Below are 13,553 nucleotides of genomic sequence, written 5' to 3'. Positions count from 1 at the left end.
CTCGCGCGTGCTGTCTCGCGGCCGCCGATGGCGGCCGCTCGCAGGCACGCGCCACCGCACCGGGTTTATCAGTGGCCACGACTGTCGCTCGCGAGTTGCTTGCCGCAGGAGTGCGGGGGAAGGGATTCGAACCACAGTCGGACGTGCTCGCTTCGCTGCGCGCGACCTCTTTGATTCGAATCCCTATTGTCCGATTGCTGCTGCTCGCGAGTTGCTCGCGACAGCAATGCGGGGGAAGGGATTCGAACCTCACTCACTCCGCTCGCTTCGCTCGCTCCGTTCCCTGGTTCGAATCCCTTCTGCTCCTAGTGCTGTCGCTCACGTATTGTTCGCGACAGCATGCGGGGGAAGGGATTCGAACCCTCGAACCTCTACAGGAGCGGATCTTAAGTCCGCCGCTTTTGGCCAGGCTCAGCCACCCCCGCGCGGATTCGGCTACCGGCGGCGCGGTGAAACCCCTTTCGGAACTGGGGGCCGGACGCTACCAGTCGACCGAGAGCGTCCCGTCGCCGTGCGGGTCCGGCGCGATCTCCTCGTCCGTCCGGCGGTCGACGACGTGGATCACGCCCGCGTCCTTCTTGGCCGGACACGCCTCGGCCGCGGCGACGTTCTCTTCGAGGTCCTCCTCGCCGATGTAGTACGCCTCCGGCTTCGCCATCCCGCTCACGACGTCCATCACCCAGTTGTCCGCGACCTCAGCGCACTTCCCCGCCCCGAAGCACTTGTTCGCCTCGAAGACGATCTTGTACGGCTTCTCCTCGACCGGCGGCCCCTCGCCCCCGATGTCGCTGGCGCGGAGCACCTCGTCGCCGCCGTCCGTTTCGGCCTCGTCGCTCATGACGCCCCCTCGGCGGCCGCGGGACTTTCGTCTGTCGGTCGTTCCCGCTCGCTCGGGACGATCGACCGGGCCGGACGAGTCGGTCACTCCTCGATGTGCTCCGCGAGCAGTCGCTCCGCGTGGTCGGGGGAATCGGCCGGCTCCCAGCGCACCTTCGCGGCGTCGCCGTACGCGAGCGCCTCCTTCAGTTCGTCGCGGAGGACGCCCGTGCCGAACCCGACCGTGTCGCCGTCTGCGTCGCCGAGTTCGTACAGCGCGTAGCGGTCGGGGGCGCTCCCGACGGTCGAACGGTCGAGGTCGCGCCACGGCTTCGCGAGGCTCATCGCGTCGACTCCCCGCCCGGCCGCGCGCTCGGCGGCGTCACCGGTGGGCGTCCAGCCCGTCCTCGGGGCCCTCGACGATCTCGTAGCTCCCCTCGGTCCAGCCGTCCTCGACGAAGACGAACACCCGGCCGCCGGCGATCTCGGGGTCGGCCACGACCTCGTTGCGCTGCCCCTCGCGGCCGACGATCACGCCGGGGAACACCTCGTCGCGCTCGCCGTCCTCGACGATGACGCGGCCGACGCCGGACTCCGCTAGGATCTCGTCGTCGGTCTTGTAGTCGTTCACGTACGTCATCACGCCCTCAGTTTCCGTGGGGTCGGTGACGAGCACGTGGGTCTCCTTGCCGGGACCGGCGGTCACCGACCCCTCGGCGGACTCTGGGACGCCCCGGTAGAGGGTCGTCCGCCCGTCGAGGTACTCGACGACGACGCCCTCCTCGCGGAGGTCGACGCCGATCGACGTCGGCGGCACGTCGCTGCGCGATGGCGCGGACATACGCGACGCTCGGAGTGCCGGCCTCAAAAGGGACGCGCTCGGCCCTCGCGCCGACGCGCACCGGACGGCCACCCGACCCCGACGCCGCGCGGCGGGGCGCCTTCAGCCGCGAGAATCGGCGTGCCACATTTAAGTTCCTGCCGCGGGGAGTGCGTGTCATGCAACGGACGCGACGGACGCTTCTGGGCGTCGGCGCCGCCCTCGTCGGGACCGCCGGGTGTCTCGGCGTCGAGGGCGTCGAGTACCCCGCCGCCCCCGAGGAGGCCGGGTCGCCGGGAGACGGCGCCGCCCCCGGTGACAGCTCGTCCGGGGACGACGCCCCTCCCGACGACTCGGCGGACGCGGACGGCGACCCGCCGCCGACGAATCCCGAGCTGGCGGACGCGACCCGCGCGGTGGTCGACGACGCGGTGTGGTTCGCGACCGAGTACCCCGACGCGGTCGCGACCTACCGCGACGCGATAACCGACGCGGTCTCGACGGTCCGGTCGGTCCGCGCGACCGTCGACGAGGAGGCGACGATCACGGCCGAACAGGTCGATACGGTCGCGGAAGCCGCCGAAACCGCCGCCGCCCGCGCGGCCGACGCCCTCGAACCGCACTTCTCGCCCGGCCCGCGGATCCGCGCTCAGACGGAGTACCACGTCGACGTTCTGCGGGTCTTCGCGCCGCGAAACGACGTCGACCGCGCGCTCGAGGAACTCGACCGCATGCGGACCGACCTCGCGAGCGTCGGCACCGCCACCTACGTCGACGAGGAGTTCTCTCGGAACCCGATCCACAACCGGCTGTTCCGCCGCCTGCTGGCGCCGCTGCCGCCGGACGACCCCGAACGTGGGCGCGTCACGACCGGCACGCTCGTCGAGCTCGCCGTCGCGAGCCGGAACTTCTCGACGTTCGCACACCGGCCGTACGACCGCGACGAGGTCGACCGCGACCGGATCCCGCAGATCTACGGCGAGGCGTTTGCCCCCGATCGTCGGCGCGAACTGCGCGCACGGCTCGGCCCGATCCCGCAGCCCGCGGACCGGATCGAAGAGCTGTTCGTCGCGTTCGCGAGGCGCCCGCCGCTGGGGAACCGCCGTCGGGACGCGTTCGAGGGCTGGGCCCGCGAACTCGACGGCGTCCCGGTCCACGTCCAGCGGTATCCGGACCCGGAGACCGCCGAGGCGCGGCTCTCGACGGCCCTCGAGGCCGGTTCGACGGAGGGACGGGCGCCGATCGACCCCGAGGCGACCCTCGCCGGTTCGGACTTCGGCGGGAACGCCTCGGACGGCGGGAACGCCTCCGACGCGAACGCCGATACCGACGACGGCCCGACCGCCTGGCACCGCTTCTACCACCGCGAGGCGGAGGGCGAGCGGTACGGCTTCGACGAGCACGCCGGCGTCCAGTACGGCTACGTCGTCCGGGCGGGCGAGTTCCTGCTCGCGGCCGGCTTCTCCGGCGACGCGTGGGAGGAGCGGACCGGCTGGCACGGCAGACTGCGGTACGGATGGGTGACCGGCGCATGAACGCGAACGAGATCGGGCTCGTGGCGGCCGCGTTCGCGCTCGTCGGCGCCGGCGTCGGCATCGTCGGCGCGGCCGCGACGGGCTGGGCGGAGGCGGCGTTGGCGACCGCGGCGACCGGCGAGACCGCCCGGTTCGGCCCGGTGTTCGTCGCCCAGTCGTACCTCGCCGTGACCGCGACCGTCCTCGTCGCCGCGGTCCCGCTGGCCGGCGTCCTCGGCGTCCTCGTCGGGTCGCGGGCCCGCGGCGTCGTCGCCGCGGCGGCGACCTGCGGACTGGGGACCGGCCTCGGCGCGCTGACGTACGGGCTGATCGCGGTCACGGTGATCGTCGTCACGCAGGGCGACGCCGCCGCGCAGGCGCACGGCCTCGCCGACGCGTTCCTGCCGACGCTCGCCACGGCGTTCGTCTCCGGGGCCGTCGGCGCCTCGACCGGTGTCCTCGGGGCGGTGATGCGATGACCGCCGACCGAGACGAGCGGGACTCCGGCGACGGCGAGCGACCCGGCAGACGGACCCGACGCGCGTCGCGGCGCGGCGTCCTCGCAGTCGGCGCCGCCGGGCTGCTGGCCGGCTGCCTCGTGACCTCGGAGTCGGAGGGCGGGCCGGGTCCCCGGCAGACGGACGGCAACGGCTCCGATACCGGGAGCGACGGGTCCGACGGTGGCGGTCAGGGATCCGGCGACGACGACGGAAGCGGCGCCGGGGGCGACGCGGGCGGCGACGGCGGCGCCGGGAGCGACGGGGATTCCGGCGGTAGCGGCGACGAATCGACGCCGGAGACTGTCGCGCCGGACGGATCGGGACTGGTCGTCACCGACGCGACGGTCTTGGACGTGAGCGAAGGCGGGGGACAGACGACGGTTCGCGCTCGCCTCACCGTCGAGAACGCCGGACGGTTCGAGTACGGCGTCGTCGAGTTCCGGGTCGACGCGTACGCGACGCCGGCCGGGACCGACGAGCGCGAGCCGGTCGGGTTCGAGTACGACACCGAGCGGTTCACCGGCGAGAACCGGTTCGACGGCTCGCGCCCGCGGCAGTTCACGGTCGAGATCGTGTTCTCCGACGATCGGACCAGCGTGCGGCCCGACCCGGACTGGTACGCGGTCGACGCGGCGGTCAGGCGCGCGGAGCCGATCTGAGGCGGCGCGAGGGTAGCGATCGGGGTGGGGTCCCGGCAGAGAGACTCGCCGTTATCGCTACCTCTTTGTCCGCGCTCGCGAGCCGTGAACCCATGGAGGGACGGGCGGCGGCGCTCGGCGCCGGAACCGTGTTGAACGCGCTCGCGACCGGCACGGGCGCGGCGTTCGGCATCGACGTCGAGACGCGCGCGACGGTCGAGCTCGACCCCGCGGCCGACGGCGTCGACGGGGAGATAGCCGAGGACGCCGGCGCCGACACCGACCTGATCGAGCGCTGCGTCGCGCTCGCGACCGAGCGATGGGGCGACGGCGAGGGGGGCCGCGTCCGGACCGACAGCGACGTGCCCCTGGCCGCGGGGCTGAAAAGCTCCAGCGCGGCCGCCAACGCGACCGTCCTCGCGACCTGTAACGCGCTCGGGCTCGCGATCGGGGACGACCCGGAGGACCCCGCCGTCGACGTCACCCGCCTGGCGGCCTGCCGGCTCGGCGTCCGAGCCGCCCGCGAGGCCGGCGTCACCGTCACGGGCGCGTTCGACGACGCGACCGCCTCGATGCTCGGCGGCGTCACCGTCACCGACAACGACGCCGACGAACTCCGGACGCGAGAGGCCGTCGACTGGGACGTCCTCGTCTGGACTCCGCCAGAGCGGGCGTACAGCGCCGACGCCGACGTGGCGCGCTGCGAGGCCGTGGCGCCGATGGCCGATCTCGTCGCCGACCTCGCGCTCGACGGCCGGTACGGCGAGGCGATGACCGTGAACGGGCTGGCGTTCTCGGCCGCGCTCGGGTTCGACGCCGACCCCGCCGTCGAGGCGATGCCGCACGCGACCGCGGTGTCGCTCTCCGGCACCGGCCCGAGCGTCGTCGCCGTCGCGGACTCCGCCGACCCCGAGACCGACCTCGGCGCGGTCGCCGACGCCTGGGGCGATCGTCCCGGAACGCTGCGACGAACGACGACCAGAAACGACGGCGCGGCCGTCGAGTGAGCCCCCGTGACCACCACCCACTGACCCACTACCTACCAATGAGTGACACACCCAACACCGAGGACCGAAGCCTCGACGAACTGCGACGCGAGATCGAGGACATCGACCGCGAGATCGTCGAACTGATCGCCCGCCGAACCTACGTCGCTGACACCGTGGCGGCGGTGAAAGAGGAGCGCGACCTCCCGACGACCGACGAGGGCCAAGAGGAGCGCGTGATGGAGCGCGCCGGCGAGAACGCCGAGCGCTTCGACGTGGACGCCAACCTCGTGAAGGCCATCTTCCGGCTGCTGATCGAACTGAACAAGGTCGAACAGCGGGAGAGTCGCTAGAGTTCCCTCAGACCGAGGCTGTATTCGAGTGCCTCGTCGACTTCCTCCATACGGGACGCCGGCACTGAGCCGAGGCTGGTATTAATACGATGCTCGATGGACACCGTGCGAATCTGACTACAGAGAGCAACCGAGTCCTCTCGGAGCGGAGACTCGGCAGCCGAGACGAGTACCTCGAACGGGTACAGTTCGTCTCCTCGCGAGGTCGTAAACGGGACGACGATGGTCGTCGGCGCGTTCTCGTTCCCAACGTTGTTTTGCACGACTAGACACGGTCGTGTTCCTCGTTGCTCGGACCCCTCTGTCGGGTCAAGCTCGACGATGACGATGTCTCCGCGGCGAACGTCCATCGATTACCACTCGGGAACATCACCGAGGTACTCGTCGGCCTCGCGAGACACACCGTCCATCTCCTCCGCGAGGGCTTCGGATTCTGCTGCGCGTCGTCGGTACCCCTCAGCGAGCTCCTCACGAGACAGCGGTTTTTCGATGGTGATTTTCCCGTCCTCTTCGTGAACCAGTACCTCGTCCCCGCCGCGGATACCCAGTTTCTCTCTCAGTTCTTTCGGGAGGGTGACTTGCCCTCGTTCACCGACCTTACGTTCCTCGCTCTTGCTCATGAGCATTCATATCCTATTCATATCTAAATTCTTTTCGTTCGGAGAAGAGCTGAGAGGGAAGGGACCACGGGCGACATGCGCAACTTTCGGTCAGGGTGCGATATACTGGATTTCAGCTACCTGAACAAGGTCGAACAGCGGGAGAGTCGGTAAGCGCGTCGTCGCCGCGTCGTACCGCTCCCGAGGTCAGTCGTCGCCCGCGGGCCAGAGCCGACGCTCGGGCGCGAGCAGGGAGACGACCATCACCGCCGAGAGCCCGAGGAGACAGCCCGCCGCGACGGCGAACGCGACGAGTTCGATCATCGTGTCTAGTTGACGAACCGACAGGTATCAATCCCTCGGTTCGGCCGATTCCGCGTCAGAGGGTCCGGGAAATCCGAGGTCAATCGCCGTCCCGGATCAGCATCACTTTCACGCGGCGGACGGCGTCGAAGTCGCGGAGCCGGTACGTCAGTTCGCGGACCCGCGCGGCGTCGCCGCGACAGAACAGCGATTCGAGACACCACTCGCCCTGATGGGTGTGGCTCGTGTTGAGGATCACGTCCTGATACTCGTGTTGGACGCCGTGGAGCTCCCGGATCACGTCGTGATGGCGGTAGTCGAAGCCGACGAGCGCGACCACCTCGCCGGCCGTCTCCTCGAGCCGGGAGTGCGACTCGACGAACTCTAACATCGCCTCTCGCACCGCCCGCGACCGATTCTCTATGCCCTCGTCTCGCCATACCCGATCGAACTCCGCCACCACCTCGTCGGGGATGTTGAAACTCGTTCTCACGGTCTCGTGGTGAACGCCGCGGGCACAAGAACCTCGTTATGACGATACCCCCGGTCCGGTAGTAACAACTGCTAAACGCGGTCGTTTTCGAGTGTCACGCGAACGATGCTCCCAAGCGAACTGCTCGGCCCGCTCGCGGGTGCGGTCCTCCTCGGCGCGGTCCACGGGATCGAACCGGGCCACGGCTGGCCGGTCGCCGCCTCGTACGCGCTCGATCAAACCAACAAGTGGGTGTACGGGTTCGCGGCGAGTTTCCTCATCGGATTCGGCCACCTCGTCAGCAGCATCGCGATGGTTGCGGTCTTCTTCTACGCGAAGAACTACTTCGATCTCACGCAGGTCAACGAGCCGATCGCGGTGTTCGGCGCCGTCCAGATCGGTGGTCCGGTCAGCCTCGTGGCCGGCGTGCTGCTGATCGCTCTCGGGGTCCGCGAGTACCTCCACGGCCACTCTCACGGGACCGACGACGAGGGGCACGATCACGAGCATAGCCGTGATTCGACCGACCATCACGATCATGACCCGAGCGACCATCACGACCACCACGATCACGGCCCGAGCGACCGTCACGACCACCACGATCACGGCCCGAGCGACCATCACGACCACCACGATCACGGCCCGAGCGACCATCACGACCACAGCCATGATCCTGCCGGACCTCACGACCGGGGTCACGATCACTCGCACGACCACGGCGACGAAAGCGGCGGGCTCTACGCCCGCCTGAAGGGGTTTGTGCCGTTCGCCGGCGGTCACTCCCACTCGCACGGCGGTCTCGAGGAGGGGACCGACCGGGGGCTCCTCGGCATCGCGTGGTTCGCGTTCGTCCTCGGGTTCGCCCACGAGGAGGAGTTCGAGATCATCGCGCTCTGTGCCGGGTCGAACTACTGTCTCGAACTGATGAGCGCCTACGCGCTCACCGTCATCGCGGGTATCGTCGGACTGACGTTGCTCCTGATCGCGGGATACCACCGCTCGCAGGAGCGCGTCGAACAGTACGCCCCGTACCTGCCGGCGTTCTCCGCGGCGGTCCTCGTCGTCATGGGCGTCGGATTCATCTTCGGGCTGTTCTGAGCCCCCGCCGTCCGCGGTCCCCGGCAGCCGTGCGACGGAACCCGTCTCGGTCGGCCGATCGCTTTTGGTCCGCCCCGTCGAACACCGGCCATGACACGCGTCTGCGAACTCGTCGCCTACCCGCTGAAGTCCTGTGACGGCGTCGCCGTCGACCGCGCCGCGATCGGCCCGGAGGGCGCGCTCCGGGGCGACCGCTCGTACGCGCTCGTCGAGGCCGGCGTCGATCCGGGGGAAGCCTCCGTCGGCGGTGGCGGCGGCTACGTCAACGGAAAAAGCGAGCCGGCGATCCACGGGCTCCGCGCCGAGTACGACCTCGCGGGTCCGACGGACGCCACCCCGACGGCCGTGACGCTCTCGCGACCGGAGACCGAGCGCGCGCCGGCGGCCGAGCGCACCTTCGCACTGCCGGACGAGGGCGACGACTTGGCCGACTGGGTCGGCGAGTACCTCGGCTACGCGGTCGACCTCGTTCGCGACCCGGCGGGCGGCTTCCACGACGACCGCGCCGCCCACGGCCCCACGGTCGTCTCGCAGGCGACGCTGGAGACCGTCGCGTCGTGGTTCGACGAGATCGCGGACGCGACGGAGATGCGTCGCCGGTTGCGTCCGAACGTCGTGGTAGACGGCTGTCCCGCCTTCTTCGAGGACCGACTGTTCGCGGACTACGGGGAGGGCGTCCGCGTCGCGGTCGGCGGGACGGAACTGATCGGCGTCAACCCCTGTCAGCGCTGCGTCGTCCCTTCTCGGGACCCGGACACGGGCGCCGAAACAGCGGGGTTCCGCGAGAGATTCGTCCGGAAGCGCCGCGAGACGCTGCCGGAGTGGACCGAGAGCGACCGTTTCGACCACGACTTCCGGCTGATGGTCAACACCGTCGTCGAGGAGGCGTCGTGGGGCGACACGCTCGCCGTGGGCGACGAGGTCGCCGTCGAGGGCGTCGTCGCCGTCGACGAGAGCGGAACGCCCGTCGCGGACGCCGAGTCCGCGGCTGAGTGATCGACCGACGCCGTCGAAGCAATCGGCGGGAAGGGGACCACGCGGAGCCGCGTCAGCGGCCGCCGTCGGTCATCGCGACCGGTTCGTCCGCGTCGGTGTCGGCCGCGTCCGCCGCGGACTCGCCGCCCGTCGCGGGGTCGACGGCGGTGTCCGTGACCCCGAACTGCGTCCAGAGGGTGGCGACGACGACCGCGTACGCGACGAGGTCGTAGTGGACCGCGCCCTCCAGACCGGTGAACGCGGTCAGCGTGCTGTACCCGTAGAGGGCGACGACGCTCCCGACGAACGCGGTCTCGCCGGTGAACCGCCCGGCGCGCACGGCGGCGGTCGCGCGGCGGATCGCGGGACCGCAGGCGACGAGGAACGCGACCCCGGAGAGCGCGCCGAGGTTTATGAAGAAGTGCGTCGTCATCTGTGAGTCGAGGATCGACTGGAGGTACTGGACCGTCACGGGGTCGTAGAACAGCCACTCGACGCGCGTCGGGTACAGCACCGCGACGTACGGCGTCGCGACCATCAGGCCGAAGAGGACCGCGACCGCGACGCGGGCCGACGCGAACTGCGAGGCGCGGCGCGCCTCGAACGCCTCGTCGCCGGGCGCGACGACCAGCCCGCACTCCGCGAACACCTCCCGGAGCGCCTCGCGCGACAGCGACGCGTCGTGGTGGACGCCGACCGTTCCGTTGCGCCGCGTCGCCGAGGCGGCGCTGACGCCGTCGACGTCGCGCAGGACCGCCTCCAACAGTCCCTCGCGGCGGTCGGTGTCGATCCCCTCGACGGAGAACGTGTCGTGGTCGTGGTCCTCCGGCACGCGAGCGACCCGCGGTCTCGGCCCGGAGGTGTCGCTTGCGGTCGTCCCGCCTCCGGGCGACCCCGTCTCGTCCGACGGATCGGGCGCGTCGATTCCCCGGTCGCGGACCACGGCGTCGAGCGGCGTCTCGCCGCCGCGGTGGTCACGGTCTGCCATGAGACACACCTACGGTTACAGGAGCATGAAGTTTCCCCCGCGCGGTGCGGCCCGCGGCGGGCCTCGGAACGCGTAGTGCTGCCCACGGCGGGCCTCGGAACGCGCAGTGCGGCCCGCGGCGGCGAGGGAGCGCCGGCCGCTACGCGTTGACCGATTCGAGGTGCGAGCTCACGATCATCTGGCCCTTCCGAGTCAGCGTCGTCCCGGCCTCCCCGTCGGCGACGAGGCCCGCCTCGCGCAGCGAGTCGAGGACCATCGACGTCTGGGTGACGTCGCCGGTGACCACGTCGGCGATGGTCGCCTCGCCGCCGGCGGAGTAGATGGAGACGAGGATCTCCAACTGCTCTTCGGTCGGGTCGAACGACTCCAGATCCTCCATCGCCTCGTCGTACTCGATCTTGATGTACCGACCGAGAATGTTGAGCGCCCGCTCGTTCGGGACCGTCGTGATCGACGTCACCGTCTGCCCGTCGGCGACGTGTCGGAAGACGAGCGCCGGCCGTTTCTTCCCGCCCAGCGTGCGGTCGGTGCGCTCGTAGTCGATCACGGCCGAGAGGTCGACCGCGAACGGCTCGGGGCAGTCCCCGAACCGTATCTCTCCCGGCGACACCGACACCGAGGCGCGGTGGTCGGTGGCGTCCGTGACGCGGCCGCCGACCTTCGCCGGGTGTCGGACCGTGACGGTCACGTTCCGCAACAGCGTTTTGAACAGCAGCCTGACGAACCGGTCCATGTCCTCCGACTCGCCCTCCACGAGCGCCGAGCGCCGCGAGCCGTCGCTCTCGTAGGCGATCGTGACGCTCTCGTTGAAAAACGAGCGCAGGTCGCCGGGGACGCTTCCGACGACCACGTCGAACACCCGCGAGAGCGGGATCGTCTCCTTCCCGTCGTCCGTCGCGAGGACCAGCCGTCGCTGGCTCAACAGGACGCGGCCCGTCACCGGCTCGTCGGTCTCCTGACTCGTCGCGTGGACGCGGCCCACGAAGTCGGCGACGACGGACTCTCCCATCGATAGTTCCTGTGCGCCGTACGCTATTTATTGTTACTCACCTCGTATCAGTCGTGATAACGAACTGTCACTAGTGCGGTTCCCGGCGGAGAGAAACGGCAACTCCGCCCGTTCGAGACGTCTCCGAAATCCGTCGAAAACGCCGAGACGAATCGAACGTGTTCGGCTCTCCGGTGCGTCTCTCGGGGGCGGGGGATAAGGAACAGCAAAGCCTAATGAGGTGGGCATCAAACCAACTGGTGATGCCCACAGTAGAATACCTCAACTACGAAGTGCTCGACGACCACGGCTGGTCGATGGACGACGACGACCTCTTCGAACAGGCCGCCGACGCCGGCCTCGACGACGAGGATTACGGAACCCTGGAAGTCAATCAGGGCGAATACATCCTCGAGTCCGCCGAGGCGCAGGGCTACGACTGGCCCTTCTCGTGTCGCGCCGGTGCGTGTGCGAACTGCGCGTCCATCGTCAAGAAGGGCGATATCGACATGGACATGCAGCAGATCCTCTCCGACGAGGAGGTCGAGGAGAAGAACGTCCGCCTCACCTGTATCGGTAGCCCGGCCACCGACGAGGTCAAGATCGTCTACAACGCGAAGCACCTCGACTACCTGCAGAACCGCGTCATCTGAACGGCACTCTCTCACCGCGGTTAACGACCGCTCTCACCCGGGACCGCAGTCGCCGCGTCCCCGCATTCTCTCGTTTTCGTTCCGGATTAGTCTCGGCGTTCTCCGCCCTCGTCGCTCTCTCGGCGACGGCCGCGTCGCTCACTTCCCGAACTCGTTCGGGCGAATTTCGCGGCCGTGAGAACGCGCGAAACCCCGTTCGGGGGACCGTCCGTACGGGGGGTATGGTCGAGAAGACGAGTCGAAGCGAGGACGCGAACGGGCCGCGGTCGGCCGACGGTCGCCGGTTCGAGGTGTTCGTCCGCGAGGCGGAGTCGGACCCGCTCCGCCACGTCGGCACGGTCGCCGCGCCGACGCCGGACGTCGCCCACGAAGAGGCGAGCAAGCTCTTCGCGTGGTACGCCCGCGACGTGTGGGTGTGCCCGGCCGCCGAGGTGTCCCGGTACTCCGCGGCGTCGCTCGCTGACCAGGAGGACGGGGCGGACGCGGACGCCGAGGACGCCGACGAGCCGCGCGTCTACGAGGAGACCGAGGGGACGCCGACGGTCTCCTGCGGCGGGAGGCCAGTCGACGACGACGGAGAGGGTGCCGGGGAGCCGCCCGCGGAGGGATCGCGATGATCTCCGTCAGCAAGCTGCTGTGCGGGCTCGACGCCGAGAGCGACGGACTCCGCTACGACGCGGCCGACGGCTCGAAGGAGCCGCAGATCACCGAGGAGAAACAGCGGCGGCCGGTCGTCGTCTGGAACGCCACGAAGCGGTGTAACCTCTACTGCGAGCACTGCTACGCCGGCGCCGACGCTGACGGCGCCCCGAACGAGCTCTCGACGGCGGAGGGGAAGGCGCTCGTCGACGACCTCGCCGAGTTCGGCGTCCCGGTCCTGTTGTTCTCCGGCGGCGAGCCCCTCGTCCGCGAGGACCTCGCGGAGCTGATCGCGTACGCCGACGAGAGCGGGATCCGCCCGGTGCTCTCGACGAACGGGACGCTCCTCACCCGCGACCGGGCCCGAGAGCTGAAGCAGGCGGGGCTCAAGTACGCCGGCGTCTCCGTCGACGGCCTCCCCGAGCGCAACGACCGCATCCGCGGCGAGGAGGGCGCGTTCGACGCCGCGGTCCGGGGGATCGAGGCCTGCCTCGACGTCGGGCTCAAGACGGGGCTCCGGTACACGATCACCGAGCACAACGTCGACGACCTCGCGGGCGTCGTCGACCTGCTCGTCGACGTCGGCGTCGACCGCTTCTGCTTTTACCACCTCGACTACGGCGGCCGCGGCGCCGACATCTCGAACGTCGACCTCTCGCCCGAGGCGACCCGGCAAGCGGTGGCCGACCTCTGTGACCTCACCCGCGAGTACCACGAGCGGGGCGAGGAGATAGAGACGCTGCTCGTCGGCAACTACGCCGACGCCGGTCACCTCGTCGAGTACGCGGACCGCGAGATGGGGACCGACCGCGCCCGGCTCATCTACCGGTACCTCGAACGCAACGGCGGCGACCCCACCGGCGAGCGCGTCGCCGACGTCGACCCCGTCGGCAACGTCCACCTCACGCAGTTCTGGCAGGGGTACTCGCCCGGCAACGTCCGCGACCGCTCGTTCGGCGCGATCTGGACCGACGAGTCGAACCCGCTCCTCGCCGGACTCCGCGAGCGGGAGGAGCGCCTCTCCGGCCGCTGCGCCGACTGCGCGTATCAATCGATCTGCCGGGGCGGCTCGCGGCTCCGCGCGCTCTCGGCGCACGGCGACCCGTTCGCGCCCGACCCGAAGTGCTACCTCACGGCGGCGGAGCGCGCCGGCGAGGAGGCGCTTTCGCGGATCGACGCGGGGGACCGGTCCGCGCCCGCCGACGACTGAA

General features: G+C 69.9%; 18 protein-coding genes and 1 tRNA gene. 10 read left to right on the top strand and 9 right to left on the bottom strand.

Annotation, left to right across the window (positions count from 1 at the left end; translation table 11 throughout):
- Positions 1 to 340 precede the first annotated feature (340 nt).
- From EXE42_RS13335 to EXE42_RS13320, 4 genes are all read right to left on the bottom strand, one after another.
- Positions 341 to 425, bottom strand: a tRNA-Leu gene (locus EXE42_RS13335).
- Between the two features lie 56 nt (positions 426 to 481).
- The gene (locus EXE42_RS13330) at positions 482 to 838 is read right to left on the bottom strand and encodes a ferredoxin (RefSeq protein WP_092920253.1); all 357 of its coding nucleotides are present in this window, start codon (positions 836 to 838) and stop codon (positions 482 to 484) included.
- A gap of 83 nt (positions 839 to 921) precedes the next feature.
- On the bottom strand, positions 922 to 1,161 hold the full coding sequence (locus EXE42_RS13325; RefSeq protein WP_092920254.1) for a hypothetical protein: 240 nt from the start codon (positions 1,159 to 1,161) through the stop codon (positions 922 to 924).
- 37 nt (positions 1,162 to 1,198) lie between these two features.
- Complete coding sequence (locus EXE42_RS13320; protein WP_092920255.1) at positions 1,199 to 1,657, bottom strand: DUF5796 family protein; 459 nt, start codon at positions 1,655 to 1,657, stop codon at positions 1,199 to 1,201.
- A 158-nt stretch (positions 1,658 to 1,815) separates the two neighbouring features.
- On the opposite strand from EXE42_RS13320, the gene EXE42_RS13315 reads away from it, so the two are divergent.
- The 5 genes from EXE42_RS13315 (at position 1,816) to EXE42_RS13295 (ending at position 5,627) form a co-directional block, all read left to right on the top strand.
- On the top strand, positions 1,816 to 3,171 hold the full coding sequence (locus EXE42_RS13315) for a hypothetical protein (RefSeq protein WP_137706699.1): 1,356 nt from the start codon (positions 1,816 to 1,818) through the stop codon (positions 3,169 to 3,171).
- Positions 3,168 to 3,629 carry a hypothetical protein gene (locus tag EXE42_RS13310; protein WP_092920257.1) on the top strand — a complete coding sequence of 154 codons (462 nt, stop codon included), beginning with the start codon at positions 3,168 to 3,170 and terminating at the stop codon, positions 3,627 to 3,629. Before EXE42_RS13315 ends, EXE42_RS13310 begins: the two co-directional genes overlap by 4 nt.
- A complete protein-coding gene (locus EXE42_RS13305) occupies positions 3,626 to 4,309 on the top strand; it encodes a hypothetical protein (RefSeq protein ID WP_092920258.1) in 684 nt (227 codons plus the stop codon). Before EXE42_RS13310 ends, EXE42_RS13305 begins: the two co-directional genes overlap by 4 nt.
- A gap of 92 nt (positions 4,310 to 4,401) precedes the next feature.
- A complete protein-coding gene (locus tag EXE42_RS13300) occupies positions 4,402 to 5,295 on the top strand; it encodes a shikimate kinase (RefSeq protein WP_092920259.1) in 894 nt (297 codons plus the stop codon).
- A 38-nt stretch (positions 5,296 to 5,333) separates the two neighbouring features.
- The gene (locus EXE42_RS13295) at positions 5,334 to 5,627 is read left to right on the top strand and encodes a chorismate mutase (RefSeq protein ID WP_092920260.1); all 294 of its coding nucleotides are present in this window, start codon (positions 5,334 to 5,336) and stop codon (positions 5,625 to 5,627) included.
- On the opposite strand, the gene EXE42_RS13290 is transcribed toward EXE42_RS13295, so the two are convergent.
- The 3 genes from EXE42_RS13290 to EXE42_RS13280 form a co-directional block, all read right to left on the bottom strand.
- On the bottom strand, positions 5,624 to 5,977 hold the full coding sequence (locus EXE42_RS13290; protein ID WP_049908936.1) for a type II toxin-antitoxin system PemK/MazF family toxin: 354 nt from the start codon (positions 5,975 to 5,977) through the stop codon (positions 5,624 to 5,626). The genes EXE42_RS13295 and EXE42_RS13290 overlap by 4 nt on opposite strands.
- 3 nt (positions 5,978 to 5,980) lie before the next feature.
- Positions 5,981 to 6,247, bottom strand: coding sequence for an AbrB/MazE/SpoVT family DNA-binding domain-containing protein (locus EXE42_RS13285; protein WP_092920494.1), 267 nt, complete (start codon positions 6,245 to 6,247; stop codon positions 5,981 to 5,983).
- A 382-nt stretch (positions 6,248 to 6,629) separates the two neighbouring features.
- Positions 6,630 to 7,022 (bottom strand): CopG family ribbon-helix-helix protein, encoded by a 393-nt coding sequence (locus tag EXE42_RS13280; RefSeq protein ID WP_092920261.1) that lies wholly within the window; start codon positions 7,020 to 7,022, stop codon positions 6,630 to 6,632.
- Positions 7,023 to 7,127: 105 nt separating this feature from the next.
- On the opposite strand from EXE42_RS13280, the gene EXE42_RS13275 reads away from it, so the two are divergent.
- Together EXE42_RS13275 and EXE42_RS13270 are read left to right on the top strand one after the other, a co-directional pair.
- A complete protein-coding gene (locus tag EXE42_RS13275; RefSeq protein ID WP_137706698.1) occupies positions 7,128 to 8,099 on the top strand; it encodes a hypothetical protein in 972 nt (323 codons plus the stop codon).
- 90 nt (positions 8,100 to 8,189) lie between these two features.
- Entirely contained in the window at positions 8,190 to 9,095 is a 906-nt protein-coding gene (locus EXE42_RS13270) for an MOSC domain-containing protein (RefSeq protein ID WP_137706697.1), read from the top strand.
- A 52-nt stretch (positions 9,096 to 9,147) separates the two neighbouring features.
- Here EXE42_RS13270 and EXE42_RS13265 read toward each other — a convergent pair whose 3' ends face one another.
- A complete protein-coding gene (locus EXE42_RS13265) occupies positions 9,148 to 10,062 on the bottom strand; it encodes a hypothetical protein (RefSeq protein ID WP_137706696.1) in 915 nt (304 codons plus the stop codon).
- Between the two features lie 139 nt (positions 10,063 to 10,201).
- Positions 10,202 to 11,071 (bottom strand): CheF family chemotaxis protein, encoded by an 870-nt coding sequence (locus tag EXE42_RS13260; protein ID WP_137694470.1) that lies wholly within the window; start codon positions 11,069 to 11,071, stop codon positions 10,202 to 10,204.
- Between the two features lie 242 nt (positions 11,072 to 11,313).
- Here EXE42_RS13260 and fer point away from each other — a divergent pair, with 242 nt between their 5' ends.
- The 3 genes from fer (at position 11,314) to EXE42_RS13245 (ending at position 13,552) form a co-directional block, all read left to right on the top strand.
- The gene (fer, locus tag EXE42_RS13255) at positions 11,314 to 11,703 is read left to right on the top strand and encodes a ferredoxin Fer (RefSeq protein WP_092920266.1); all 390 of its coding nucleotides are present in this window, start codon (positions 11,314 to 11,316) and stop codon (positions 11,701 to 11,703) included.
- A gap of 221 nt (positions 11,704 to 11,924) precedes the next feature.
- Entirely contained in the window at positions 11,925 to 12,320 is a 396-nt protein-coding gene (locus EXE42_RS13250; RefSeq protein WP_092920268.1) for an Htur_1727 family rSAM-partnered candidate RiPP, read from the top strand.
- Positions 12,317 to 13,552 (top strand): TIGR04347 family pseudo-SAM/SPASM protein, encoded by a 1,236-nt coding sequence (locus tag EXE42_RS13245; RefSeq protein WP_092920269.1) that lies wholly within the window; start codon positions 12,317 to 12,319, stop codon positions 13,550 to 13,552. The genes EXE42_RS13250 and EXE42_RS13245 overlap by 4 nt, the downstream gene beginning before the upstream one ends.
- Position 13,553 lies beyond the last annotated feature (1 nt).

It is taken from the genome of Halorubrum sp. SP3 (assembly GCF_005435195.1).
GTDB classification, from domain to species: Archaea; Halobacteriota; Halobacteria; order Halobacteriales; family Haloferacaceae; genus Halorubrum; species Halorubrum sodomense.
This window is presented reverse-complemented; position numbering and strand designations above follow the sequence as displayed.

Coding starts and splice junctions, on each gene's coding strand:
- EXE42_RS13330 (WP_092920253.1), bottom strand. CDS start 838: ATGAGCGACGAGGCCGAAACGGACGGCGGCGACGAGGTGCTCCGCGCC.
- EXE42_RS13325 (WP_092920254.1), bottom strand. CDS start 1,161: ATGAGCCTCGCGAAGCCGTGGCGCGACCTCGACCGTTCGACCGTCGGG.
- EXE42_RS13320 (WP_092920255.1), bottom strand. CDS start 1,657: ATGTCCGCGCCATCGCGCAGCGACGTGCCGCCGACGTCGATCGGCGTC.
- EXE42_RS13315 (WP_137706699.1), top strand. CDS start 1,816: ATGCAACGGACGCGACGGACGCTTCTGGGCGTCGGCGCCGCCCTCGTC.
- EXE42_RS13310 (WP_092920257.1), top strand. CDS start 3,168: ATGAACGCGAACGAGATCGGGCTCGTGGCGGCCGCGTTCGCGCTCGTC.
- EXE42_RS13305 (WP_092920258.1), top strand. CDS start 3,626: ATGACCGCCGACCGAGACGAGCGGGACTCCGGCGACGGCGAGCGACCC.
- EXE42_RS13300 (WP_092920259.1), top strand. CDS start 4,402: ATGGAGGGACGGGCGGCGGCGCTCGGCGCCGGAACCGTGTTGAACGCG.
- EXE42_RS13295 (WP_092920260.1), top strand. CDS start 5,334: ATGAGTGACACACCCAACACCGAGGACCGAAGCCTCGACGAACTGCGA.
- EXE42_RS13290 (WP_049908936.1), bottom strand. CDS start 5,977: ATGGACGTTCGCCGCGGAGACATCGTCATCGTCGAGCTTGACCCGACA.
- EXE42_RS13285 (WP_092920494.1), bottom strand. CDS start 6,247: ATGAGCAAGAGCGAGGAACGTAAGGTCGGTGAACGAGGGCAAGTCACC.
- EXE42_RS13275 (WP_137706698.1), top strand. CDS start 7,128: ATGCTCCCAAGCGAACTGCTCGGCCCGCTCGCGGGTGCGGTCCTCCTC.
- EXE42_RS13270 (WP_137706697.1), top strand. CDS start 8,190: ATGACACGCGTCTGCGAACTCGTCGCCTACCCGCTGAAGTCCTGTGAC.
- EXE42_RS13265 (WP_137706696.1), bottom strand. CDS start 10,062: ATGGCAGACCGTGACCACCGCGGCGGCGAGACGCCGCTCGACGCCGTG.
- EXE42_RS13260 (WP_137694470.1), bottom strand. CDS start 11,071: ATGGGAGAGTCCGTCGTCGCCGACTTCGTGGGCCGCGTCCACGCGACG.
- fer (WP_092920266.1), top strand. CDS start 11,314: ATGCCCACAGTAGAATACCTCAACTACGAAGTGCTCGACGACCACGGC.
- EXE42_RS13250 (WP_092920268.1), top strand. CDS start 11,925: ATGGTCGAGAAGACGAGTCGAAGCGAGGACGCGAACGGGCCGCGGTCG.
- EXE42_RS13245 (WP_092920269.1), top strand. CDS start 12,317: ATGATCTCCGTCAGCAAGCTGCTGTGCGGGCTCGACGCCGAGAGCGAC.